Source organism: Atopobium sp. oral taxon 199 str. F0494, from assembly GCF_000411555.1.
In the GTDB taxonomy this organism is placed as follows: Bacteria; Actinomycetota; Coriobacteriia; order Coriobacteriales; family Atopobiaceae; genus Lancefieldella.
Map to the genome: position 1 here is coordinate 331,851 of NZ_KE150487.1, position 24,893 is coordinate 356,743.

General features: G+C 52.6%; 13 protein-coding genes, 3 rRNA genes and 1 other RNA gene. All 17 read right to left on the reverse strand.

The window, feature by feature from the left end; all coding sequences use genetic code 11:
- Nucleotides 1-106: 106 nt before the first annotated feature.
- Nucleotides 107-476, reverse strand: a transfer-messenger RNA (tmRNA) gene (gene ssrA / locus HMPREF1527_RS07750).
- Nucleotides 477-999: 523 nt separating this feature from the next.
- Nucleotides 1,000-1,794, reverse strand: coding sequence for a YoaK family protein (locus HMPREF1527_RS07465; RefSeq protein WP_035434230.1), 795 nt, complete (start codon nt 1,792-1,794; stop codon nt 1,000-1,002).
- Nucleotides 1,795-1,940: 146 nt separating this feature from the next.
- Nucleotides 1,941-2,078 (reverse strand): rubredoxin-like domain-containing protein, encoded by a 138-nt coding sequence (locus HMPREF1527_RS07470; RefSeq protein ID WP_003149771.1) that lies wholly within the window; start codon nt 2,076-2,078, stop codon nt 1,941-1,943.
- Nucleotides 2,079-2,334: 256 nt separating this feature from the next.
- Nucleotides 2,335-2,805, reverse strand: a complete 471-nt coding sequence (gene smpB / locus HMPREF1527_RS07475; protein ID WP_016478096.1) for an SsrA-binding protein SmpB — start codon at nt 2,803-2,805, stop codon at nt 2,335-2,337.
- Nucleotides 2,792-3,754, reverse strand: coding sequence for a hypothetical protein (locus HMPREF1527_RS07480; RefSeq protein ID WP_016478097.1), 963 nt, complete (start codon nt 3,752-3,754; stop codon nt 2,792-2,794). Before HMPREF1527_RS07480 ends, smpB begins: the two co-directional genes overlap by 14 nt.
- A gap of 170 nt (nt 3,755-3,924) precedes the next feature.
- Nucleotides 3,925-6,066: a ribonuclease R gene (gene rnr, locus HMPREF1527_RS07485; RefSeq protein WP_369745462.1), complete on the reverse strand. Its 2,142-nt coding sequence runs from the start codon at nt 6,064-6,066 to the stop codon at nt 3,925-3,927.
- A 113-nt stretch (nt 6,067-6,179) separates the two neighbouring features.
- Complete coding sequence (locus HMPREF1527_RS07490) at nt 6,180-7,427, reverse strand: amidohydrolase family protein (protein WP_016478099.1); 1,248 nt, start codon at nt 7,425-7,427, stop codon at nt 6,180-6,182.
- Nucleotides 7,428-7,480: 53 nt separating this feature from the next.
- Nucleotides 7,481-8,911, reverse strand: coding sequence for an APC family permease (locus tag HMPREF1527_RS07495; protein WP_016478100.1), 1,431 nt, complete (start codon nt 8,909-8,911; stop codon nt 7,481-7,483).
- A 228-nt stretch (nt 8,912-9,139) separates the two neighbouring features.
- A complete protein-coding gene (gene ftsX, locus HMPREF1527_RS07500) occupies nt 9,140-10,075 on the reverse strand; it encodes a permease-like cell division protein FtsX (protein WP_016478101.1) in 936 nt (311 codons plus the stop codon).
- A complete protein-coding gene (ftsE, locus tag HMPREF1527_RS07505; protein ID WP_016478102.1) occupies nt 10,053-11,030 on the reverse strand; it encodes a cell division ATP-binding protein FtsE in 978 nt (325 codons plus the stop codon). Before ftsE ends, ftsX begins: the two co-directional genes overlap by 23 nt.
- An 87-nt stretch (nt 11,031-11,117) precedes the next feature.
- Nucleotides 11,118-11,996 carry a YitT family protein gene (locus HMPREF1527_RS07510; protein ID WP_016478103.1) on the reverse strand — a complete coding sequence of 293 codons (879 nt, stop codon included), beginning with the start codon at nt 11,994-11,996 and terminating at the stop codon, nt 11,118-11,120.
- Entirely contained in the window at nt 11,993-13,108 is a 1,116-nt protein-coding gene (gene prfB, locus HMPREF1527_RS07515; RefSeq protein WP_016478104.1) for a peptide chain release factor 2, read from the reverse strand. Before prfB ends, HMPREF1527_RS07510 begins: the two co-directional genes overlap by 4 nt.
- Before the next feature lie 10 nt (nt 13,109-13,118).
- Nucleotides 13,119-15,878: a preprotein translocase subunit SecA gene (gene secA / locus HMPREF1527_RS07520; protein ID WP_016478105.1), complete on the reverse strand. Its 2,760-nt coding sequence runs from the start codon at nt 15,876-15,878 to the stop codon at nt 13,119-13,121.
- A gap of 200 nt (nt 15,879-16,078) precedes the next feature.
- Nucleotides 16,079-19,090: a BTAD domain-containing putative transcriptional regulator gene (locus HMPREF1527_RS07525; RefSeq protein WP_016478106.1), complete on the reverse strand. Its 3,012-nt coding sequence runs from the start codon at nt 19,088-19,090 to the stop codon at nt 16,079-16,081.
- 575 nt (nt 19,091-19,665) lie between these two features.
- Nucleotides 19,666-19,781: ribosomal RNA gene (rrf, locus tag HMPREF1527_RS07530) — 5S ribosomal RNA — on the reverse strand.
- A gap of 108 nt (nt 19,782-19,889) precedes the next feature.
- A 23S ribosomal RNA gene (locus tag HMPREF1527_RS07535) occupies nt 19,890-22,830 on the reverse strand.
- 229 nt (nt 22,831-23,059) lie between these two features.
- A 16S ribosomal RNA gene (locus HMPREF1527_RS07540) occupies nt 23,060-24,571 on the reverse strand.
- Together the 16S, 23S and 5S rRNA genes form the textbook arrangement of a ribosomal RNA operon.
- Nucleotides 24,572-24,893: the final 322 nt, after the last annotated feature.

Consider the following 24,893-nt stretch of genomic DNA (forward strand, 5'->3'; position numbering starts at 1 on the left):
GCCCTACGGGCTTCGTAGGGCGTCGCTCGTGGTCAGTAATCGTCCACGAACCTATATACAAGCGCCAACTCATTTCTCACGAAATAAAGTTCAACGCTTCCTACTCTGGTGGAGGTGCGGAGAATCGAACTCCGGTCCAAAGCAAATCCGCGGCAGGTGTCTCCAAGCTCAGTTGCTCATTACATCTTAAACAACGCACGCCGAGCAACCCGCGTTTGTTGTTCCAGCCGGTTCAATCTTTTTGTAAGGCATACCGACTACGTCCTTACAAGCATCTCCCTCACATGACGTCGCCCCGGAAGCGGGAGCATATCCCGGTTTGACGCGCTGAACTTTTAATTAAGCAGCGAGAGCCATCTGAGGCTCATAAGAAAGAGTGTTGTCAATTCAATTTGACATTTCCCCTGTTTAACGTGGCGAGGAGACCACGGCTTGCTGCCCACCTAAGACTCACCCTGTCGAATCCAGTCACCCCCGGATGAATGAGGTGCTGTGTCACCATACAGCTTTCAAGTTACGCACGCGAGAAGCACAGCACAGGCGGCGTTGCTTGCGCCGTACCGGACGGACGGCATCTCTGCCGTTGCCGAGCTTTTCTCAGCGCCCGACAATAACATCGGGACGAACAGTATACCCCTTTTTGTCGGGATATGCTCGTGTTTCCAGACGACAACACAGCGCGCGAGGTAACTTTCCAGAAGTGCGGCGCCGCGCCTTCCGAAAGTATGGCCCAGCAGGTGACTTTCCAGAAAGGGGTATGGCTCACGGGTGGCGTTTCCAAAAAAGTGCCACAGTTGTGATAAAAATACTTCACAACTCATGGCATTTTTAGGGGATTTATCACAACTGATGCCTTTTTTAGGAGTTTTCATATCACAACTCATGCACTTTTTTGGAAACGCCTCAATGGACGCCCGAGTAGACCGGAAGCGGACGCCTAAGTGGCACCTAACGAGGACTGAAGTGGACCAGAGAGCCGGACGCTAAAATGCACTGGAGTCAGTCGGCTGAAGAAGAGCTTCCTAGCTGAGAGGTTCTTCTCGCCCGCTCATGCGCTCGGCCTGCCGCGAAACCTTTGGCATACTCTGACCTGCGGCGATCCTTTGCCTCGCGAATCTCCTCATCATGCAGCAGCTGCCGCTCCCGATCGATGAACATAACCGCAATCACAGCGAGAAGAAACACGGGGCTTGCAAGAATCATGTAATTCCCCATCACGGGAATCAACCGACTCCCGATAACGGCTCCCGCGACAAAGCAGAAAATGGTTCCGAAATAGAGCAGGGAAGACTCCGCGTGCTCCTTGTTGTGCGTGTGGATATATGCGGCGACTTCCTGCGTGCCGCTTCGAAGGTTCCCTATGCACATGGTCGTCGCGAACGCGTGTCCGTGCAGCTTTCTGAACGCCTGCACCTGGATGCCGCACGCCAGCGACGTAAGGCTGTTTGCCAGCAGGTTCATATCCTGCGGTATAAACGCAACGCAGGTCAAGAGAAAGATTTCGACAAAAACGGCAAGCTGTCTCCAGTGAAGATGACGTTCGCGAGCCACTATGCGAATGACATACGCCACCGCGATGCCGATGGCAAACGCCAGCACCGGCATTCCATACTTAGCACACTTTTCAAACGAGCCGCTGGTTACATGAATGCCCAACAACAACAAATTGCCCGTTTGCGCATTGGCGAAGACGTGATCGCGCACAAGATAGGAGTAGGCGTCCATCACGCCTCCCGACAGCGCCAAAAGCGCCGCTACCTCAACGGAATCCGACATTTGCAGCGCGTGTTTCAAGGCAATCTCCCTGCTGATTGGTCACCATAAGTCGTGCAACTCGCACGAAAAAAGCGGCGCAAGCGAAAAGCTTACACCGCTAACTTAGCACTACTCGACAAAAATGTTGTGGCTCAATTGCCAAGCTTCATTCGCATCAGTCAGAGTTAGTCCTCGACAAGCTCAAACTGATCGGGGCCAACGCCGCACACGGGGCACGTGTAGTCCTCGGGAAGCTCGGGAGTATCCACCTCAACCTCATAGCCGCAAACGGTGCATACGAACTTGTATGTCTTTTCTGCCATCTTGTTTCCTCTCTCCACGACCGGCTCCATACCGGTCTTTTACGTACTTCTGGTCCTGCAAACACGCGATCGCACTGGGTAAATTACGACCGCGTTTGAAGCATTTTATCAATACCTGACTTTTTTACAAGCCCGAGAGCTCCTTATCGGCACGTAACGTCACCGGCCTCTAAGCTGCCGGCGCCCAAAATCTGGCGCCCAAAATCTGGCGCTCACAGCCTGACGCATCAACACCGGAGCATCAAAACCAGCACCGCTAAAAGCGACTCCGCTCCTTGAGCGCGCGCTGAATCTCCCTATCGGAATCACGACGAGCGGCGTCGGCCCGCTTGTCATATAGTTTCTTGCCGCGCGCGAGTCCAATAACCAGCTTCACACGATTATGCGTGTCAAACAGCAGGTCAAGCGGTATGAGCGCAAGCCCCTTTTGGCGCAGCTTACCGTCAAGATAGGTAATCTGGCTCCTGTGCAGCAACAGCTTGCGCTTGCGGTCCGGGTCTACATTCCACACACCGCCATTTGAGTACGGATGGATATGCACCCCGTGAAGCCACACTTCACGACCACGAACCAGGCAGAACGCGTCCGTAATCTGCGCTCCACGGTCACGAAGGCTTTTGACCTCCGTGCCCGTCAGCACCACACCGCATTCAAACGTCTCCAGTATTTCGTATTCATGGCGAGCAGAACGATTGCGCGCAATACTCTTACGCTCACGCTTTTCCATCGTCCGCCTCCTTTTGTGTCTTGGACCCGGGCTCCTTGCCGGCCGACATCTCAGACCCGGGCTTCTTGCCGGCCGACGTCTCAGGCTCGGACTCCGTGCCGTTGTCTGACGTCTCGGAGTTCAGCGCCGCGTCGCGCACGAGCTCTAAAAGAGCGAGGGCAGCGGGCTCGCCCACAAGGTCGCGGGCGCGAATGGTCAACTGCGTTGCCTCGCCGCGATTGCCCATTGCAGCCTCATCTTGAGCGCACATCAAAAGGCAGACCGCGATTTCCGCGTTGGCTCCATCAGGCAAGCCTTCCGCCGCGAGAAGATCCTCCGCTTCAGAGTCGGACACGCCATCCGGGTCGGTTTCGGTACCCGCGGCCTGACTCAAAGCGGCGTCAAGCGCCCCGTCACGCGCGTCAAGACGGCGAGCTGCACGCAGCGCCGCTGCCGCCTGCTGCGGACGACCTGTCTGCTCAAACCATGCGGCGAAATTCAAAAAGGCGCGCGCAAGATGCCTTACCTCGCTTGCTCGCTCAAAGACGCTGAAGGTAAGCGCCAGATACTGCTGGACATCGCCGGCAATCTTATACAAATCAGCCAAATCAAGACGGGCGGCGCAGTTCATGGGGTTCCAGCGGATAGCCTGCTTGAGGGCGTCTGCCGCCTCTTCGTATTTGCCCGTCCGCACGCAGGAAAGCGCAAAGTCGGCATACAGACGCTCAAACGGCTCTCCAACGTCACGCAACTCTCGGGGGTCCTTCTCTACACGCCTATAGGCAAGACGGTCAAAGAGCGTGGGAAACGCGAACCATTGAACCTCGTTGGTTGTCTGATAATTGCGGTCAACGTACTCTTCCGCGTCCTCCGCGAGACGAGCCAGCAGCCCATACGCCTGTTCATCTTCATTTTGCAGCAACAAGCCCTCGGTATCGATGAGCTCATCGGAAAGTTCTGTCTGTGCCATGTCTCTCCTTCGGAGGCAATGCTTTATCCTTTTCGGCCGGCCACGTTGCGCATCGGCTACACTACACCCCCGGCCACGTTGCGCATCGGCCACGTTGCGCGGAACCGCGTTGTGCGCCAGTAGCTCTTGCACGGCGGCTTTTTGCGCAGCTACTCTATACCCGCCTTGGCTCACCTTTTAACAGACGGTCGCTTAACAGGCGACCGTTTGCCATGCAGCATATTCACCGGCAAAAAATCAATCTGCCCGCGTTCTATTGTAACCGCAGAAACCTTGACCTTAATGCGATCTCCGATGCGCCACCTTTTGCCGGTAGCCTCTTCGGTAAGCATGAACTGCTCCTCGTCGTAGCGAATCCACTCCTGCCCGAGATCTCTGACATGCAGCAGCCCTTCAGCATACGTCGTATCCAGCGTAATAAAGAGGCCAAAGCGCTCTACGCTCTCAATGGTTCCCCATGCCTCCTCGCCGATTCGGCTCTGATAGAACTCGGCCATTTTTATTTTCTGCGAAGCGCTGGCGGCGCTGTCGGCTACACGTTCGCGCTCGGAGCACGTCGCGCACAGCTGCGGAAGCGCTTTTATCTGCTCAAGCCGACCTTTTCCGAGGTTCTTCTCGCCGGCGAGAAGAGCTTTAAGCGCGCGATGCACCAGTATGTCCGGATAGCGCCGAATGGGCGAGGTGAAATGGCAGTACGCAGTGGCTCCAAGCGCGTAGTGGCCTTGATTGACGGGTAGATAAATCGCACGCTTTTGCGCTCTGAGCAGCACGGCATTAACCACACGGGCATAGGCGGTACCGCGCGATTTCTCAATCGCCTCGCGAATGGCACGGGGGTCTCCATTCGCTATGCGCGCGGCTTCTGCAGCCTCCAGGGCTCCGATGGCGATAAGCGCCGACAAACCGGTACGCAGTGCCTCGGGAGAAGGCTGCTCATGTACACGATAGGCTGTCTTACTGTCCGCGTCGGCGAGCATCTTGGCCACTGATTCGTTTGCCAGCAGCATCGCCTCTTCTATCAAACCTGTGGCGCGCGTTCTCCTGCGAACAGAGACACCAGTCGGATGCCCGTTTGTATCCAGCAGCATGCGCGTCTCAACGGTCTCAAAATCAATGGCTCCCCGCTCGCGACGAATCTTCTGGCGCTTCGCTCTGATTTCATCGAGAACTTCAAGCATTTCGACTAGAGCTGACTGCTGAGCCTCACCGTCCGCAGCACCGTCTGCAGCACCGTCCGATACAACGACATCTTGAGCTTGCTTTCCTTCAAGCAAATCATCTGCCTGCTCATACGATAAGCGGGCTGCAGAACGAATCATAGCGTTCATCGCTTGAGCAGAACAGACGGCGCCCTTCTCGTCAAGTCTCATGCGAACGCTTACGGTCAGGCGATCTTCATGAGGGCGCAGCGAGCACAAATTATTGCAAAGCTGCTCAGGCAACATGGGGATAACACGATCCACAAGATACACCGAACAGGTCCGCACCTGCGCTTCAAGATCAATCGGCGAGCCCCAAGATACATATCGAGAAACGTCCGCGATATGAACGTCGAGTTCATATCCGCCATCGGGCAGCCGACGGGCGCCCACAGCGTCATCAAAGTCCTTCGCGTCCGAAGGGTCTATCGTGATGCAGAGCGCTTCTCGCAAATCAACACGACTCGCGTCGTCCGCCAGCTCTGTATTGCTATCGAGTGACAGGCGTGACGCCTCTGCCAGAGCGCTTTGGGGAAACTCCGTAGCAAGTCCGAATGAGGCAATTACAGCCTCAATATTCATATCCAACTCATCGGACGAGCCGACACGCCGGTCAAGGGTAACCACTGCGGCGCTCATGCGCGTGGGATACTCCACAATACGAGCGACTACAATGTCGCCGTGAGAGACACCGCAGCGCTTCGGCGAAGAGTCTTCCGGCAACACAAAGAAATCTCTTTGGATGCGGGCGTCCAGCGGTATAACAGCACCGAGAGGACCGGCGGTTTCATAGCGTCCTAAAAAAGTTGAGGTAGCACGTGTCAGCACAGAACGAACGATTGCCTGTGGCTCTCTGCCCCTTGCCGTTGCAAGAGACACCTGCACTTCATCGCCATCCATGCCCTCATGCAGACCATGGCGCGCAAGCGCAAAGGTGCCTTCAGGCGTAGTCACCGTCCCTGTTCCTGGCCGCATTACGCGCAGGATTCCCGTTAGAAGCTTCGGCGATTTTCTCGCTCTTTTAACCCTACCCTGCTTGCGGTTGCCGTTATGTACCTTTTTGCGCGCCACTATCCCTCTCTCGCACTTTTTCTGTATCTTCGATGTACTAATCGTTTCATTCTGATTTGACTAAGATATTACGATACGCAAAAGGGGTCGTCTCGCGAGCGACCCCTTCCTCCTTAATCGATTAAAATCCTATCCGTTCAGGACTGGCTTATACCCTACAACGCGCCCCTAATGACAATATCGCCTTCCTTCATGATAACTTCCATATTGTCAGGTGTCAGATCATGGATGTTGGAGGCAACGTCGCCCTTAACCACGAGAAGATCAGCAAGTTTACCCTTTTCAAGTGAGCCAAACTCATCCTCATGATGAACCATCTTTGCACCGTTCAGGGTACCGGCTTTGATGGTATCAAGAATGGAGATGCCTGCCTTATCAACAAAGTCATACATCTCATCAATGGTGACATAGCCGTATGGAGTTACAAAGCTGAAGGAGTCAGAGCCAATAGTCAGGGTCACGCCACGCTCATATGCGCGACGAAGATTGGCATAGGTGCGCTCCAAGCCCTTCTCGATAACACCGTTGCCTGGGAATTTGTCCAGCTCCGGCGTCCACTCGGGCGGGTATGTCGCATACCAGGTTGGCAAAAAGCCGATGGTGGGAGTAAAGAACGTTCCCTGTTCAACCATCAGATCCATGGTCTTATCGTCAAGCTCAAAACCGTGAATGAGCTGCTCGCAGCCACAGCGAACTGAATCATACGCGGCAGAAACGCTGTTGTACGAATGCGACCATACGGGAATGCCGACCATTGCGGCTTCATCGCAGACCGCCTTAATCTCCTCGTAGCAGTAGTGCTGATCCCTGCCGGAGTCCCAATGCCAGATACCGCCACCGGTTGCCCAAATCTTAATGGCGTCAGGGTTCTCGCGAAGACGACGGCGTACCGCCTTGCGCAAATCCCACGGACCGTCTACCTGGTCTCCCCATGGGTGGCTGTCTTTTGAAATCTGCAGTGGGAGATGGTGCGAATCGCCATGTCCGGCAACGCGGCAAAAACCAAGCCCGGTCGCGTAAATGCGCGGACCCTTCATAATGCCCATATTCACCAAATCGCGAATAGCAATACCGTTGCGGCCAATCTCACACACGGTGGTAAGGCCGTGCGTCAGAGCATCGTAGGACTGCTTGACCGCGCAAGCCTGTTTCTGGGCAACGGATTCAATAACCCAATCGTTGTCATCATCTGTCAGATTTCCGGAAAAGTGCAGGTGAGAATCGATAAGACCGGGCATAATGGTACGGCCCTGAATGTCACGAACCTCATAACCCTCGGGGATCTCAGTCCGAGGTCCTGCATAGGTGATCTTTGTATCGTCGACAAGGACCAAGGAGTCCTCAACCGGAGCTGAACCGGTACCGTCAACGAGTTTACCGCCTACAAAAGCATACCTTCCCATAATCCTCTCCAATTCTTTGTCGTTATCCGACACAGTGCCGCGTATTTTTCGCGCTATCCGCGCTTGTTAAACGCCAGAAGAATTACAAGGCCTATAAGAATCCACGCGCCGGTAATCATCCATTCAACAGGCTTCATTGCGGCTGGGCTGAAGGGAACGACCATAAGGGCGATGATAATCGCTCCAGCAAGAATGGCGCATATGATTCCGAATATGCCACCATTGACCTTGTAAGGCCGCGGAAGATCAGGTTCCGTCCGACGCAGGCGCAGGCAGGCCAAACCGGCCATCGTGCAGGCAAAAATAAAGCCGAGCGACGCAACGTTTGTCAAAGGAACGAGCATATTGCGGCCCAAGAACGGCCCCACAAGGGTGAGACAGGCCATGAAGATATTGGCCGTTTTCGGCGCGCCCGACTTTGGGTCAAGACGAGCAAAGCTTTCAGGCAGCATCTTCTTGCGACCCAGAGCCAGCAGAAGGCGAGTTGAAGCGCCGAAGAACGAATTCATGGGACCAAGGGGTCCAAGTGTCGCGATAATGAGCATCGCGATATAGAAGAAGATGTTAATGCGCTGAAGCACTGCAAGCGCAGGCACAGAACTCTTCACAAATTCATGCCAGTCAATCATGGTGCCGAAGGCGTAAATGCAGATGAGATAGAAAATACCAGAAGCTATGAGCGCGAGCGCCGGAATGATACCAAATTTCTTCCAATCCAAACCCTCAGAAGCTTCTTCAGCCTGCTGAGGAATAGTATCGAATCCGGCATAGAAGAAGGGTGTCATGACGAGAACGGCAATGACTCCGCCCAAAAATGAAGTCGCTTTTGTTGGATCTCCGCTTGCAACCTCAGTAGCCTGTGAGAAAAGAGGCATACCATTTTGCGGTGAGCCCACAAAAAATGAGATCACCATTGCAAGAACCATGCCAGCAAGCAGAGCCTTAGCAAGGAAGCTGGACAGTTTTGCCGCCGCTCCCGCACCCCTAAAGTTAAGGAAGATAACGAGAACCGCAAAACCTAAAGCAATAATCGTCGGCCATAGATACACGTCCGCACCAAGAATGGTATAGAGCTTGACGGATCTCAACCATGAAAGCGCAGGGAAGGCACCAAAACGATCCGTCAAAAGCGTTGAGATCGCAATAGCTTCCCACGGACACAGAGGCGCGTTACCCAAAAGCAGCATCCAGCCGGTAAAGAAGCCAACCGGGCGGCCAAAAGTTCTGTCCGTGTATTCAATGATGCCGCCTGAAATGGGAATTGCGGCGGTCAGTTCGCCAAAGACCATGCCAATCGGAACCAAAAACAGCGCGCCGATTGCAAATGCGATCATTGCCGGATACGGGCCGCCGCCAAGAATCATCCAGTCGCCGACCAAAAGCACCCATCCGGTGCCGATAATCGCGCCAAATCCAATGGTAAAGAAGTTAAAAAGCGAGAGCGACTTCTTCATTTGCGGTGCGGAAACATCTGTACTTGCCATGCCAAATCTCCCCTACAACTCAAAACGTATGAAGTTCTCTAGCCGTATCCTCACACGAAAATGATAAAAACGATTACATCATTTTGCGAACGGTCGTATAAATCATGTAGACGGATTACAGCGTTTCGCTTCTCCGACTGACGCGATAGCATACCGCTGAAAAAATGGCGAGAAGACCAATCTTCTCGCCATTACATGCTTCAGTACCGTACTATGTGCGTTTACAATCTACACTTTCAGATAGCGCCCCATGGCAATCGCAGAACCAAAAAGGCCCAGCAACAATCCGAGCAGCAAAAGCAGGCCGCTCATGCCCCACACCACATAGGTCGGAATGGCAAAGGTCAAAAATGACATGCTCTCCGTCAGACGCGGAAGCACAAAGTGCATACCGATAACGAGCGTTACCACGGCGAGAATCGCGCCAATCAGGGCCTCAAGCGCGCCTTCCATCAAAAATGGCCCGCGGATAAAGCTGTTAGAGGCTCCTACCAGGCGCATGATAGCAATCTCACGGCGACGCGCGTTGATTGCCAGACGAATGGTGTTGTTGATGAAGACGAACGCCACAAAAATAAGGAGCGCTACCAGCACGATGGCGCCGATACGGATGTACGAGGTAACGCTGAAAAGCCTCTCGACAGTTTCGCGGCCGTACTGGACGTCACCTGAAGGATTGTCCTTGTTGTCCGCGATGGCCTTAAAATCACTTGACGAGGAAATCTTCTGGGCTGTTGACTCTACCTGCTTGGGATCCTTCATCTTGATAACAAGTGAGGCCGGAATGGGGTTCTGACCGTCAAGCGCGCTGACCGCGTCAGCGGCATTGCGGTAGGACATAGTATTCCTGTATTCCTCGAGAGCCTCGTCCTTGCTCTTGTACGTCACAGATTCAACGTTGTCCCAACCCTGCACCTGCTTGGTAAAGGCGTCAACGGCGGTCTTATCGGCATCGTCTGAGAGGAACGCCTGGATGGTAACGCGATTCTCAACGTTGCCGACCATGTTTTCAATCAGAGCTGAGCCAAGCACAAACAAGCCGATGATAAAAAGCGACAGGAAGATAGTAACAACAGCGCCAAAAGCCGTTGACCAGTTCCTCCTAAAGTGATGACCCGCCTCACGCAGGGAATAGCCAAAATTAGAGAGCACCATAATAGCCATAGCCCCCTTTCTCTTGATCGCGCACGATATGGCCGGCTTCAAGCGCAATGACACGCTTGCGCAGAGAGTCAACCATCTCACGGTCGTGCGTTGCCATTACAACCGTTGTACCAGCGCGATTGATGCGATCAAGCAGCTTCATGATGCCGAGTGAAATGGCTGGGTCAAGGTTGCCGGTGGGCTCGTCGCAGATAAGCAGCGGCGGGCGGTTGACCATGGCACGAGCAACGGATACACGCTGCTGCTCGCCGCCGGAAAGCTGATCGGGATACGCGTCCATCTTCTGTCCAAGACCCACGAGGCGCAGTACCTCAGGAACCTGAACATTGATAATAGAGCGCGGCTTGCCAATGCATTCAAGCGCGAATGAAACGTTTTGATAGACCGTCTTGTCGGGAAGCAGCTTAAAATCCTGATACACCGTGCCAATCTGACGGCGCAGATACGGGACTTTAGAATTTCTCATCTTAGTGAGATCCTGGCCGGCAATAATCACTTTGCCGCCCGTGGTCTTTTGCTCACGGGTAATAAGGCGCAGCAAAGACGACTTGCCCGACCCCGAGTGACCAACGACAAATACAAACTCACCGGGATAAATATCGGCACTGATGCCGTCAAGCGCGGGTTTTTCAGGCTGCGACGGGTACACAAGCGTTGCCTTTTGAAATGAAATGGCCGGAGTTCCTGTACGGGAAATCGTTGGCTCGTCTTCACGGGCAAGGTCAGCAAACAGGCTGGCTCGATCCACCGGAGCCTGTTCCGGCTCCGTTTGCTCTTCAGCTGTAACAACATGAACACCGTCAGCAGTATCAAGCGGATCAAGTGAGTTGTCACTTGCAGGCGCGCTGTTCTGCTCGCCATATTCGCTCACGAGGCCGGCGTCGGGCGAAATCACGCCAAAACGCTCCTCTACATCGGCATTTTGTTGTTCATCGGTACGAAAATGATTAGCCACAGATGCTCCTTTTCACATACCGTAGAAACAGATACAGGGGTAATTCTACCAAACACGCAGGTATCTTGCGAAATCACCACGTAGATTTTACGTTATCGCCTGAAATGACTTAAAACCTTCACCAAACGCCTCGTGAACCTCGGACACAAACACGAGCGCCTCGGAGTCTATCTCGGCCACAATCTCTTTGAGCTGGATTGATTCTGAACGATTGAGTACCACAAGAAGAACGGGCTTGGTATTACCGCTCCACACGCCGCGAGCCTGCAGCTCCGTACAACCGCGGTTGAGTGAGTAGAGAATCTCATGAGCTATCGCGTCATGCTCCTTGGAGATGATGTACGCCGCGCGCTCCGACTTGGGGCCGTCAACCACATAGTCGAGCACTTTGCCTGTAATGAACATGGCCAGCATCGAATACAGTCCGCTCTCCAGTGAAAAGACGGGAATGGAGATTATGATGACAACCATATCAACAATGATGACCGCGGTGCCCATGGGAACCAGGAACCTCTTTGCGAAGGCCTGGGCGATAATATCGGTGCCACCCGTGTTGGCGCCAGCTCGAAATACCAGACCGAGTCCAATGCCACAGATAATGCCGCCCCAAAGCGACGCGAGTATCAAATCGTGCTTTCCAAGCACCGGAAGAACCGGCGCGAGAAGGTCGATAAACAGTGAGGACACCATGAAGCCTACGACTGAGCGGACCACATAGCTCTTGTTTCCTCCTCGTATGACAAAGACGATGAGGATGATGTTCATGGCGATGGTCTGAGCGCCAATAGGCAGCTCAATGCCGGCGGTTGCCGCAAGCGCGTGAAATACCGTTGCGAGACCAGTGATACCACCGGCCGCGATGCCGTACGGAATCTCAAAGCAATCGAGGCCAATCGCAAAGATTATCGAGCCAAGTATGATGAAGAATGTATCGCGGACAAGCGTGCGTATTTTCATTCTTTTCATGAAGCGTCCTTTTGTCCGACAATCCAGCGGTGATACGCGATGATAAAGGGGTCAAGATCTCCATCACTCAAGACAGCATCAACGTTACCCGTTTCCTCTCCAGTGCGGAGATCCTTAACCAGCTGGTATGGATAGAGGACATAACTGCGGATTTGATTGCCAAATGAGATCTCATGCTTAGGTCCACGCAGCTCATCAAGCTCCGCCTCACGCTTTTCTCGCTCGATTTCATACAGGCGGGAACGGAGAATGTTCATGGCCGCGGCCTTGTTTTGCAACTGGCTGCGCTCGTTTTGACACGTCACAACGGTACCGGTAGGAATATGCGTGATGCGCACCGCGGAGTCGGTGGTGTTCACTCCCTGCCCGCCGGGTCCCGATGCGTGATAGACGTCAATGCGCAGGTCACTAGGGTCAATTGCGACTTCTATGTCGTCCGGCAAGACCGGAAGCACTTCAACGCCGGCAAAGCTTGTTTGGCGACGTTTCTTATCGTCAGTGGGAGAAATGCGAACCAAACGATGGACGCCTTGCTCGGCGCGAAGCATTCCATACGCGTTTTTGCCCGACACGGTAAACGTAGCGCGGTCAATACCAATAACTTCAGCGGGAATTGCCTCCGCGATATCCACGCCCCACCCGCGACGCGCCGCATAGCGAAGATACATGTGGTAGAGCATATCCGCCCAGTCCTGGGCTTCAAGGCCGCCTTGCCCCGGCTTGACGGTAACAATCGCGTCGCCGTGATCAAGCTCATCCGTAAACCAGCTGGAAAGCTCCAACTCCGAAAGGTCATGCTCAAGTGCATCGACAAGCTGCTCCGATTCAGCGAGAAGCCCCTCGTCTCCTGTTTCATCACCCAACTCACGAGCGGCCTTCGCGTCATCCAACTTCGTTCGAGCCGCGTCAATGCCGGCGACATCGTCCTTCAAGTTTGCGAGATGAGCCATGGTCTCCCGCGCAAAATCAGCGTCGTTCCAAAAGTCAGGTTGCGCGCTTACCGAAGTAAGACGCGCTATTTCTTTGCGCTTCTCGTCAATATGAAGATACTGTTCGACTTCACCAAGACGAACGGCAAGAGCGCCTAAAGAGGCGTGCTCGGTTTCAGCCATGTCCTACCTGTTATCTGTTTTTTCCGTGGCAATTCTTGAATTTTTTACCGCTTCCGCAAGGACAGGGATCGTTTCGGCCTACGTTGACATAGGGGTTGGGGTCGTCAGCCTTGCGGTAGGTCGCAACCGACGAAGAGCCCACGCCGGAACCCTGAGGAGATTTTCCAATGGCTGCGCTGCGATTCTTGACCATCGCCGGTTTCTGACCCCGGTCTCCGTCCACCTCTTCGCCGCCAGAGTATTGCGCTCCTCGAAGCGACTCAGGCTCTTCGTCAGCAGACACACTCGTGCGGGGACGATTGACCAGCTCAATGTGCAGAATAGTACGAAGGAAATCCTCGTACATCGTATTGACCAGCAACGTAAATGCCGCGTACGCCTCGGTCTTATACTCAACGAGAGGATCGCGCTGGCCAAAACCGCGCAGGCCGATGCCCGTCTTCAGGTAATCCATCTCCTGGAGGTACGTCATCCAGCGGGTATCAATGACACGCAGCATAACCTGGGCAGAAAGCTCTTGCATAACTTCTTCACCCAGGCGATCGGACTTTTCATTGAAAGCGGTTTTGATGAAGTCAGCGACCGTCTTCGCAAGCTCCTCGGATTTCTTCTCTTCAGAAAGCTCCGGCACCTTTTTAGACTGGACACCCGTGAGCTCCTTGAGCCACTTGACGAGGCCGTCAAGATCCCATTCTTCATGAGGACCGAAGCAGTACTCGCCGATCACGCGCTCTGCGGTGGCGTCAGTAACATCCTCGATAAGCGCCATAAGATCTTTACCGTCAAGAATCTTATTACGCTCACCGTAGATAACCTGACGCTGCTTGTTCATGACGTCATCGTAGTCAAGAACATTCTTACGCATAGCGAAGTTGACTTCCTCAACCTTGTGCTGAGCTCCCTCAACGGCACGGGTAACAATCTTTGCCTGAATAGGCTGGTCGTCAGGCATTTCGTAGCGCTGCATCATAGCGGAAATGCGATCCATTCGATCTCCGCCAAAGCGGCGCATCAAATCGTCTTCAAGAGAAAGATAGAACTGAGTCTCGCCGGGATCGCCCTGTCGGCCCGAACGGCCACGAAGCTGATTGTCAATACGGCGGCTCTCATGGCGCTCGGTACCAATGACGCAAAGACCGCCGGCAGTAAGTACGTGCTGTCTCTCTGTTTCACAGACTTTCTCGGCACGAGCTTTTGCGCCTGCAAGTTGCTCGGCAGTAGCCTCTTCAGGATCGATGCCCTGCTCGCGAAGGAGATCTTCCGCCAGAACCTCCGCATTACCGCCCAGCAGAATATCGGTACCACGGCCGGCCATGTTTGTTGCGATGGTCACCGCAGCTTCGCGGCCGGCTTGCGCGACAATCTGAGCCTCACGCTCATGGAACTTAGCGTTCAGAACGCTGTGTTTAATGCCTCGTTTGTCCAGCAGGCGAGAAAGGCGTTCGGAGTTGTCGATAGAAACAGTACCAACCAGAACAGGCTGACCATTCGCATGGCGCTCCTCAACGTCATCAACGACCGCCTTGAATTTTGCGTCCACTGTGCGATATACCAAATCATCGTGGTCAACACGAATGACCGGGCGATTGGGTGGGATGACCTGAACAGGGACATGATAGACCTCGCGAAACTCCGCGTCCTCTGTCATGGCGGTGCCGGTCATGCCGGAAAGCTTGTCATACATCAGGAAGTAATTTTGGAGCGTAATGGTGGCAAGCGTCTGGTTCTCTTCACGAACCGCAACATTTTCCTTTGCCTCAATTGCCTGGTGAAGACCCTCGGAGTAGCGGCGGCCTTCCATAATGCGGCCAGTAAACTCGTCAACGATTTTGACTTCGCCGTCCATAACGACATACTGCTGGTCACGATGGAACATGTACTCGGCTTTGAGCGCCTGCTGCAGGTGATTGACAAGCTGTCCCGCATCGTCACCGTAAATATCAAGCCCAAGCTTCTTCTCGACTTTTGCAAGGCCGCTCTCTGTAGTGGCAATCGTGTGTTTTGCCTCGTCCATCTCAAAATCGACATCAGCAATAAGACCACGAACCGCCTGAGCGAAATCACGATAGGTACCGGCTGATTTAGTCCCCGCGCCGGAAATAATGAGAGGAGTGCGAGCCTCATCAATAAGGATGGAGTCCACCTCGTCGACGATAGCAAAATGATGGCCGCGCTGAACGCGCATTCCCGGCTGGGTAACCATATTGTCGCGAAGATAATCGAAACCAAATTCAGAGTTGGTTCCATAGGTAATATCTGCCTCGTAAGCCGGCTTTTTTAAGCTGAGGCGCATTCCGTTTTGAAGCAGGCCAACTTTCATGCCCAGGAACTTATAGATCTTGCCCATCCATTCAGAGTCGCGCTTGGCAAGATAATCGTTCACGGTAACGATATGAACACCGTTGCCTGAAAGCGCATTGAGATAACCGGCCAGCGTTGATACGAGCGTCTTGCCCTCGCCGGTTTTCATCTCTGCAATGGTTCCCTTATGCAACGCGATGCCGCCAATAAGCTGCACGTCAAAATGGCGAAGACCTGTTGTACGGACAGATACCTCACGGACAGTGGCAAATGCCTCCGGAAGCAGGTCATCTAGACTTTCTCCATGTGCAAGGCGTTTTTTAAACGCGTCCGTCTGCGCGCGAAGTTCATCATCGGTCATCGCCTGCATTTCCGGCTCAAGGGACGTAATCTGACGTGCGATTTTCTCATATGCCTTCAAGTCCTTATCGGCGCCGAAGGAAAGAACCTTTGAGAGAAAGTTTGCCATAGGTATCCTTTAAGTATCGGTTTCTCTTTGTGAGAGTCCCTTAAGAAAGAGACTCCTTTATCCAGCCTTTTAATTCTACTCATTTTTTCCCTTGATGGAATATCCTAAGCTCCTTTAGGTGCCTATTTGCCCCTACTTCATGAAATTGCTACATACTTACCTCACCGCAACTACGCCATTACTTCACTGAGACTCCACCATCACTCCACCGCGACTTCAATATAGGAATCCTCGATACGCAGCGGCTCCGCCTTGTGTGATTTGTCGCGAATATCCCCAGCGATTATACGCAGCTCTTTTGAGGGAATACGATTCTCCTGCTGCAGACAGCGCCTTACATAATCGTCGTAGCAACGCTGGGCTTCTGCCGATCTTCCGCAAGCCCGCATGGCCTTTACCAGAGCAATGATTGAGCTTTCTTTGTATTCATCGACAAGAACGGCGTTTTCGGCGAGAAGTACCGCGAGCTTATAGCACTCTAGACGCAACGCGGCTTCTGAACCGATTGTCATGATGTCGATATACTTTTGACAGAAATTTCTTCTCACCGTTTCAACGTAGGAAAAAGCATCGTCTGTCGGAACATAGACATCACCTCTATACAGACACCGAACTTCCTGCGCAAGATGGACCAACTCTTCATCGTCCGTAACGGTCGGTACTATCCGAGCGATTTCTTCAAAGCGGTCGATATCAACCGTAAAGATTTGATCATTCAACATGACGGTCTTCTCACCTCGAATCGATATGATTGGATTGCATGTTTCATCAATTGAAGCGATTGCCTGTCTAATCACTCTTGTTGCCTGGTAGATTTTCTCGACACCTGCTCCATATGTGCAATTTGGCCACAGCGCGTCAATAATGGCGTGCCTCGGCGCGGTATGTTTTCTGGAGAGCGCCAGGTAAATAAGGAGCAGTTTAGCGTAGCGTTTTCCAAACATACTCTCCGGAACAGGCACCCCATTAACCGTTACCGAAAATCCTCCCAAAATAGAGAGCCGAATACCCCGATGTGGAGACGCCTGAGTGGAACCAGCCTCTTTCTGCGTTTCATGCTGTATTTCATGCGAATGGGGATTTATGCTGCCAGAATTCTTCTGCAATGAGGCTCCCATTGCACGTTTCCAAGACTCAGGGATACACTTTGTAAGTTCGTCCGAAAACTGCCCAATTCCTTTTACAAGCGCACGAATAAGCCAAAGCGCGTTCTGAGGCGCCGACTCAGCAGACATCCGCGGCTCTTTGAGAGACCCGCATCCTGAAAAGGAATCCATCGCATTTACAATCACCTTATACGCCTCGTACAGCGAAGGATTAACAACAGGACGTGTTTCTTGTTCTTTTGGAGGCTCGCCCAGCATAAAGCGGGATACTCCCGAGAGAATGAAACCTGTTTCAGCGAGGTAGTCGCACCGAACCTTTTGCGCAAGAACCAACGCATTGTTTGCATGAACATACGCTCGCGGATACGCTTTGCTTCGCAGGTCAAGTATGCTGACCGCAAGCAACTCAACAACTTGCGCAATCACATCGCCGCGCTCTTCAGCCTGAGACGCGTAGCGCTCAACCTGATAAATTGAGGCAACATCTGTTTCTTTCTGCTCAATAAGCCGGAGACTTTGCACAATGCCGATATAACTTCTCAACCCCATAACATCAGACGTTCTCAAAAAGCCAAGCGCCTCATCCAACCGAACTGATGAAGCTGGTTGAGGAATTCCTAAAAGGATGCGGAGTATCTCTCTGTCAATCGTGATACATGCGGACGACAGGGTCATTTTGCAGTCATCATGTATTTCAAGGCTCAAAAGTCGATATGCATCGGCCAACCTTCCCACACGAACAAGCGAAAAGACCTGTCTGTGCAGCATGAGCCTCTGAACCATGGAGCTTTGCTCATCGATGTCTCCTGCAAGAAACGGCAACGGTTTAACAACGAGCATCCTTGCAGACGCGAGCAGAGCACATGCATTGACAAGAGACTCCGGTGAAGCAATTGATTTGGCGGAGAAGGTATCGTCAAAATCCTTGTTTTGCGTCTGCCCCTGTACGACATATGAAAGAGCGTGCTCAAGCGCCCTCATACCAGTCCGCGAAAGAACATCTCTGTTTCTCATGGTCAAAAATACATTGCTTACAAGGTGAGTTTCTCCCGCGTCAATCAGCTCAGCAGCATCCGGCAATACCAGGTTCCAAGAGTACGCCTCGCCAAGAAGCGTGCATGCGAGGGACAGGCGCTTGTATTCGTGACGCTCCTTTAGTAATAAGGCTATCTTCTGAAGGTACGCCATCATGAACGGCACATATTGCTTAAGCTTTGGAACGCAGCCTTCAAGAAGGTCGGCGCGGCTGTTAAGAATACAACTGAACCGTTTGCCCTTGTTATCGACACCGAAATAGGGAACGTTCGCTTCAAAATATGGCATATATTCAAGAGCGCGTTTTCCGAGAACCGTCTCAATATCCTGAAACGTTCCCTTACCAAGTAGCAAAAGGGTTGATCTGGCTATAAGCTCTTCGTGACAAAGCGTTTCTCTCACCGTATCAAAAATAAGAGAGAGCAGTGCTTCCTGGTATCTAATTGACAGCTTTGTTGTATCACCACAGAGCATTTCTTCTCGCAAAGATCCTACGAGCAGCGGGACTCCTCGCGTAAGCTTTGTAGCTTTTCTCTTTACACTCTCAGGCGCAGGGGAATTGCTCTCATCAAGGAGCAATTCGAGCGCACTAAAAACGAGACAGTTTGGTATTTCTTCAATAAGCTGCGCCGCCTCGGGCAGGCAAGCGACAACAACGGCACAACCTGCAGCTCTCAACCGGCTGAATGCGCGAGCCTGTTTAACCACCTGCGCTTCATCTGATTCCGGTACATCGTCAAAGAAAACAATCCGCTGTTTGATTGAGTTTTTGCAACGAGAAATGTCATATGATTTGCGAGCAATATATGCGGAAGCGTCTTTTGGAGTGTAGCCGCAAAGCGAAAAATCATAGTACTTCCAGCCACGATACTCCGATTGCGCTCGCAATTCACGCATGAGCGTTGTTTTACCCATTCCAGGCTCAGCGCAAAGGACCAAGATTCTATCGCGCATAGCCGAATCAATAAAATGACCAACCGTAAGTGAATGGCTAAAGAGACCTTCGTAGGGACTCACAAAGGAGCAGCGCGACGGTGCATGATGAGTCTCTTCAGAATTTTCTTGATACATAGTGTGTCCCCCTCACCTATTGCTAGCCGTGCAACTCCATTCTCTTGGACTTACTTTTGGTTGCACTTTTGGCTCTTTAAAAGTTTCACTACTAAGAGTGATACAAAATGCAATAGAAAAATTAAGGACTCGGTAATCGGTAGGGAGAAATTTGTAAGATTAAGGTCAAATAGCAGTCAGATAACGGTCAGATGAAACATAAGGTGTGTTGAGAATGTTTAAAACTCTCTCATAATATATTACATATTTTGTTATCTAATCATTTTTTCTTAAATAATATAAGCTAATTTAACGAAAGTTATCGAATTATGAAATTTATGTATTTTATATATGTAGGTTTTGTTTACTATCCGTAGAAAAATCTTCGAAGAAAAGTTGAAAAATTGCATCTTAAAGAAGCGGCTCAAGATATAGAGATTTCATGTAGGGGCTGAACGGTCACACAAATCCGCCTATGCACACAGTTTCATCAAAAAAACTCGACACATCTTCCACATTTCATCTACGGCATCGTTCTTCAAAAGCCTCCACATACGCGCACACAAAAGTCCCTCTCTATGCAAATGCCCCTTGTTGGTCAGCGACGTCCTGCTCTCCCACGGACTTCCTCCGCAGTACCATCGGCGCTCGGGAGCTTAACTTCTGGGTTCGGAATGGGACCAGGTGTGCCTTCCCTGCCATAATCGCTGACCAACAAGGGGTATTCGACTTTCAAGCGAGGCTTTCGCTCACGTACCCTGAGGGCCGCACAGTGTGATTGTTCGATCGAAGAAGGATCGCGTTTGGTAAAAGTATGTTTGAAAAGAAGAGCTCGACCGATTAGTATTGCTCGACTAAATGCGTTGCCGCACGTACATCTGCAACCTATCAACCTCGTAGTCTACAAGGGGTCTTACCGAAAGGAAAACTCATCTTGGGATGGGCTTCCCGCTTAGATGCTTTCAGCGGTTATCCCAACCGGACTCAGCTACCGGGCTCTGCCATTGGTTGACAACCCGTACACCGGAGGTCCGTCCACCCCGGTCCTCTCGTACTAGGGGCAGCCTCCCTCAATTTTCCTACGCCCACAGAGGATAGGGACCGAACTGTCTCACGACGTTCTGAACCCAGCTCGCGTACCGCTTTAAATGGCGAACAGCCATACCCTTGGGACCTGCTCCAGCCCCAGGATGCGATGAGCCGACATCGAGGTGCCAAACCTTCCCGTCGATGTGGACTCTTGGGGAAGATCAGCCTGTTATCCCCGGAGTACCTTTTGTCCGTTGAGCGACGGCCATACCACTCTGAGCCGCCGGATCACTAGAACCTGGTTTCCCATCTGCTCGACTTGTAAGTCTCGCAGTCAAGCCTGCTTATGCTCTTGCACTCAAAAGAATGGTTGCCGACCATTCTGAGCAGACCTTACGTGCGCCTCCGTTACATTTTAGGAGGCGACCGCCCCAGTCAAACTACCCACCTGACACGGTCCCCACGCCGGATAACGGTCGCAGGTTAGGATGCCGAAACGTCGAGGGTGGTATTCCAAGGGTGACTCCCCAGAAACTGGCGTCCCTGGTTCAAAGTCTCCCACCTATCCTCTACACGACGAACCGGCAGCCAATGTCAAGCTGCAGTAAAGGTTCACGGGGTCTTTCCGTCCTTCTGCGGGTAAGTCGCATCTTCACGACTAGTGCAATTTCACCGGGTCTATGGTTGAGACAGCGTCCAAATCGTTACGCCTTTCGTGCAGGTCGGAACTTACCCGACAAGGAATTTCGCTACCTTAGGACCGTTATAGTTACGGCCGCCGTTTACTGGGGCTTAGATTCGCTGCTTCGCATACGCTAACAACTCCTCGTGACCTTCCAGCACCGGGCAGGCGTCAGACCCTATACGTCGTCTTACGACTTCAGCAGAGTCCTGTGTTTTTGATAAACAGTCGCTTGGACCTATTTACTGTGACCGGCCGAGGCTCAAAGAGCGTGTCTTATCACCCAAACCGGCACCCCTTCTTCCGAAGTTACGGGGCAATTTTGCCGAGTTCCTTAACCATAGTTCTCCCGATCGCCTTGGTATGCTCTACCCACCTACCTGTGTCGGTTTTGGTACGGGCTCCGACAAGCTCCCTAGAGGTTTTTCTTGGAAGTATGGGCTCACTAGCTTCACTCAGTTGCTTCGTCAGACACCTCAGCCTCATAAGAAGCGCGTTTTACTACTTCTTAGCCTACGTGTCTTCACGGGGACGTCCAGAACCCCGACCAGCTACCCTGCTCCGTCACCCCATTGGTGATAGCGCTTGTGCGGAGGGACAGGAATATCTACCTGTTGTGCATCGACTACGCCTTCCGGCCTCGCCTTAGCTCCCGCCTGACCCTGGGAGGATTAGCCTTGCCCAGGAACCCTTAGGTGTACGGCGGACGAGTTTTTTACTCGTCTTTCGTTACTCATGCCAGCATTCTCACTTCTGGTCAGTCCACAGCCGGTTATCCGACTGCTTCAACCCAAACAGAAAGCTCCCCTACCACTTACACATACGTGCAAGTCCGCCGCTTCGGTACTATGCTTAGCCCCGTATATTGTCGGCGCATGTCCACTCGACCAGTGAGCTATTACGCACTCTTTAAATGAATGGCTGCTTCTAAGCCAACATCCTGGTTGTCTGAGCAAACGCACATCCTTTGCCACTTAGCATAGATTTTGGGACCTTAGCGGGCGGTCTGGGCTGTTTCCCTTTTGAATACACAGCTTAGCCCACATATTCTGACTCCCGGACTTTGGACCCTATGGTATTCGGAGTTTGATTAATCTTGGTAGGCGGTGAAGCCCCCGCAACTATTCAGTGCTCTACCCCCACGGGTAAACGTCCGAGGCTAGCCCTAAAGCTATTTCGGGGAGAACGAGATATCTCCAGGTTTGATAGGCCTTTCACTCCTATCCACAAGTCATCCCCTCAGTTTTCAACCTAAGTGGGTTCGGCCCTCCACGGGGTCTTACCCCCGCTTCAGCCTGCTCATGGATAGCTCACCTGGCTTCGCGTCTACGGTATGCGACTCACGCGCCCTATTCAGACTCGCTTTCGCTGCGGCTCGCTTTTGAGCTTAACCTTGCCACATGCCGTAACTCGCTGGCTCATTCTACAAAAGGCACGCCGTCACAGACAAAAGTCTGCTCCGACTGCTTGTAGGCAAACGGTTTCAGGTACTATTTCACTCCCCTCATCGGGGTACTTTTCACCTTTCCCTCACGGTACTGGTTCACTATCGGTCACAAGAGAGTATTTAGGATTGGAGGGTGGACCCCCCAGGTTCCCACCGGGTTTCACGTGTCCGGCAGTACTCAGGTGCCACACGAGAAGACATCGCAGATTCGCATACGGGGCTTTAACCCTCTTTGGCCGGCCTTTCCATACCGTTTTGCTTCCACGATGTTTTGTAACTTCTATGGTGTGTGGTCCTACAACCCCGAAAGCGCTTGCGCAACTTCCGGTTTGTCCTATATCCCCGTTCGCTCGCCACTACTTGGGGAATCTCGTTTGATTTCTCTTCCTCGGGGTACTTAGATGTTTCAGTTCCCCCGGTTACCTCACTCCTGCCTATAGATTCAGCAGGAAGTACTAGACGATTAAATCTAGTGGGTTTACCCATTCGGACATCCACGGGTCAAAGGTTATGTGCACCTCACCGTGGCTTATCGCAGCTTATCACGTCCTTCATCGGCTTCTTGTGCCAAGGCATCCACCGTTTGCCCTTACCATCTTCTTTTAATGGTTTGAACATACTTGATTGCACTTTTGCCGTATCGGCAAAAGTATCTACAGATGCGATCTTCTTGAAGAAAATCGAATTAATCACACTATGCAGCTCTCAAGGTACGCGAGGGCGAACCCTCGAGACCGGATACTGACGCATATGCGGACAAAGATTTCAGTGTTGATACATTGCGAGGGTACTCAAATAAAGTAAATCAATCTAGATGAGGGTATCTCCCTAGAAAGGAGGTGATCCAGCCGCACCTTCCGGTACGGCTACCTTGTTACGACTTCACCCCCCTTACCAACCACACCTTCGGCGTCTCCCTCCAAACGGTTAGGCTGACGACTTCGGGTGCAATCGACTCGGGTGGTGTGACGGGCGGTGTGTACAAGACCCGGGAACGCATTCACCGCGGCGTGCTGATCCGCGATTACTAGCAACTCCGACTTCATGGAGGCGGGTTGCAGCCTCCAATCCGAACTGGGGCCGGCTTTCGAGATTCGCTCACCCTTGCGGGTTGGCAGCTCATTGTGCCGGCCATTGTAGCACGTGTGTAGCCCAGGACATAAGGGGCATGATGACTTGACGTCGTCCCCACCTTCCTCCGGCTTGACGCCGGCGGTCTCGTATAGGTGCCCGGCCGAGCCGCTGGCAATATACGACGAGGGTTGCGCTCGTTGCAGGACTTAACCTAACATCTCACGACACGAGCTGACGACAGCCATGCACCACCTGTATAGGCTCCTTTCGGCCACGACGTTTCCGCCGCTTCACCTATATGTCAAGCCCTGGTAAGGTTCTTCGCGTTGCTTCGAATTAAACCACATGCTCCGCTGCTTGTGCGGGTCCCCGTCAATTCCTTTGAGTTTTAGCCTTGCGGCCGTACTCCCCAGGCGGGACACTTAATGCGTTAGCTGCGGCACGGAGGAAAGGCTCCCCCACACCTAGTGTCCATCGTTTACAGCTAGGACTACCAGGGTATCTAATCCTGTTTGCTCCCCTAGCTTTCGCTCCTCAGCGTCAGTTATGGCCCAGAAGGCCGCCTTCGCCACTGGTGTTCTTCCTAATATCTGCGCATTCCACCGCTACACTAGGAATTCCACCTTCCCCTACCAAACTCAAGTCTGCCGGTATCGGGAGCGGACGGAGGTTGAGCCTCCGGATTTAACTCCCGACCTAACAGACCGCCTACGAGCGCTTTACGCCCAATGAATCCGGATAACGCTTGCCCCCTACGTATTACCGCGGCTGCTGGCACGTAGTTAGCCGGGGCTTCTTCTGCAGGTACCGTCACTTACGCCTCGTCCCTGCTGAAAGCGGTTTACAACCCGAAGGCCTTCGTCCCGCACGCGGCGTCGCTGCATCAGGCTTTCGCCCATTGTGCAAGATTCCCCACTGCTGCCTCCCGTAGGAGTCTGGGCCGTGTCTCAGTCCCAATCTGGCTGGTCGGTCTCTCAACCCAGCTACCCATCATTGCCTTGGTAGGCCTCTACCCCACCAACAAGCTAACAGGCCGCGGGCCCATCCTTCTCCGCAAAAGCTTTCTCACTTGAGTCATGCGGCTCAAGTGAAGTATCGGGTATTATCCTCGGTTTCCCGAGGCTATCCCCAAGAGGAGGGCAGGTTGCCCACGTGTTACTCAGCCGTTCGCCACTTTATACACACCTAAAAGGTGCTTTAATCGTTCGACTTGCATGTGTTAGGCGCGCCGCCAGCGTTCATCCTGAGCCAGGATCGAACTCTCCATTCAAACTGATACAGACACATGTGCCTGTAGAGGTTAAAAGAGGTGAGTATAAATCCTCGCTTAGATCACGCTGATCTCGGATTCGCTGAAATATAAGAATTGGCGTGAATTTGCATTCACATTCGATTATTTCGCTAGTCTGTCTTTGTCGATCTTTTACGATCTCAGTATCCGGTTTTCAAGGTTCGCTGCGCTGCGCTTTTAGTAGGTCTGTCAGCGTCGCGCGGGGAATAACTATAGTCTCTACCCCCCTTCGAAAGACCCGAAAAGGCCGTCTTCACAAATCCTCCACAATTCGGGAACGAGAGGGTGGGTGGAAGGGAGG

Excerpts from the sequence above, each read along its gene's own strand:
- HMPREF1527_RS07470 (WP_003149771.1), bottom strand. The coding sequence starts at position 2,078 with ATGGCAGAAAAGACATACAAGTTCGTATGCACCGTTTGCGGCTATGAG.
- smpB (WP_016478096.1), bottom strand. The coding sequence starts at position 2,805 with ATGGAAAAGCGTGAGCGTAAGAGTATTGCGCGCAATCGTTCTGCTCGC.
- HMPREF1527_RS07480 (WP_016478097.1), bottom strand. The coding sequence starts at position 3,754 with ATGGCACAGACAGAACTTTCCGATGAGCTCATCGATACCGAGGGCTTG.
- HMPREF1527_RS07490 (WP_016478099.1), bottom strand. The coding sequence starts at position 7,427 with ATGGGAAGGTATGCTTTTGTAGGCGGTAAACTCGTTGACGGTACCGGT.
- HMPREF1527_RS07495 (WP_016478100.1), bottom strand. The coding sequence starts at position 8,911 with ATGGCAAGTACAGATGTTTCCGCACCGCAAATGAAGAAGTCGCTCTCG.
- ftsX (WP_016478101.1), bottom strand. The coding sequence starts at position 10,075 with ATGGCTATTATGGTGCTCTCTAATTTTGGCTATTCCCTGCGTGAGGCG.
- HMPREF1527_RS07510 (WP_016478103.1), bottom strand. The coding sequence starts at position 11,996 with ATGAAAAGAATGAAAATACGCACGCTTGTCCGCGATACATTCTTCATC.
- prfB (WP_016478104.1), bottom strand. The coding sequence starts at position 13,108 with ATGGCTGAAACCGAGCACGCCTCTTTAGGCGCTCTTGCCGTTCGTCTT.
- secA (WP_016478105.1), bottom strand. The coding sequence starts at position 15,878 with ATGGCAAACTTTCTCTCAAAGGTTCTTTCCTTCGGCGCCGATAAGGAC.
- HMPREF1527_RS07525 (WP_016478106.1), bottom strand. The coding sequence starts at position 19,090 with ATGTATCAAGAAAATTCTGAAGAGACTCATCATGCACCGTCGCGCTGC.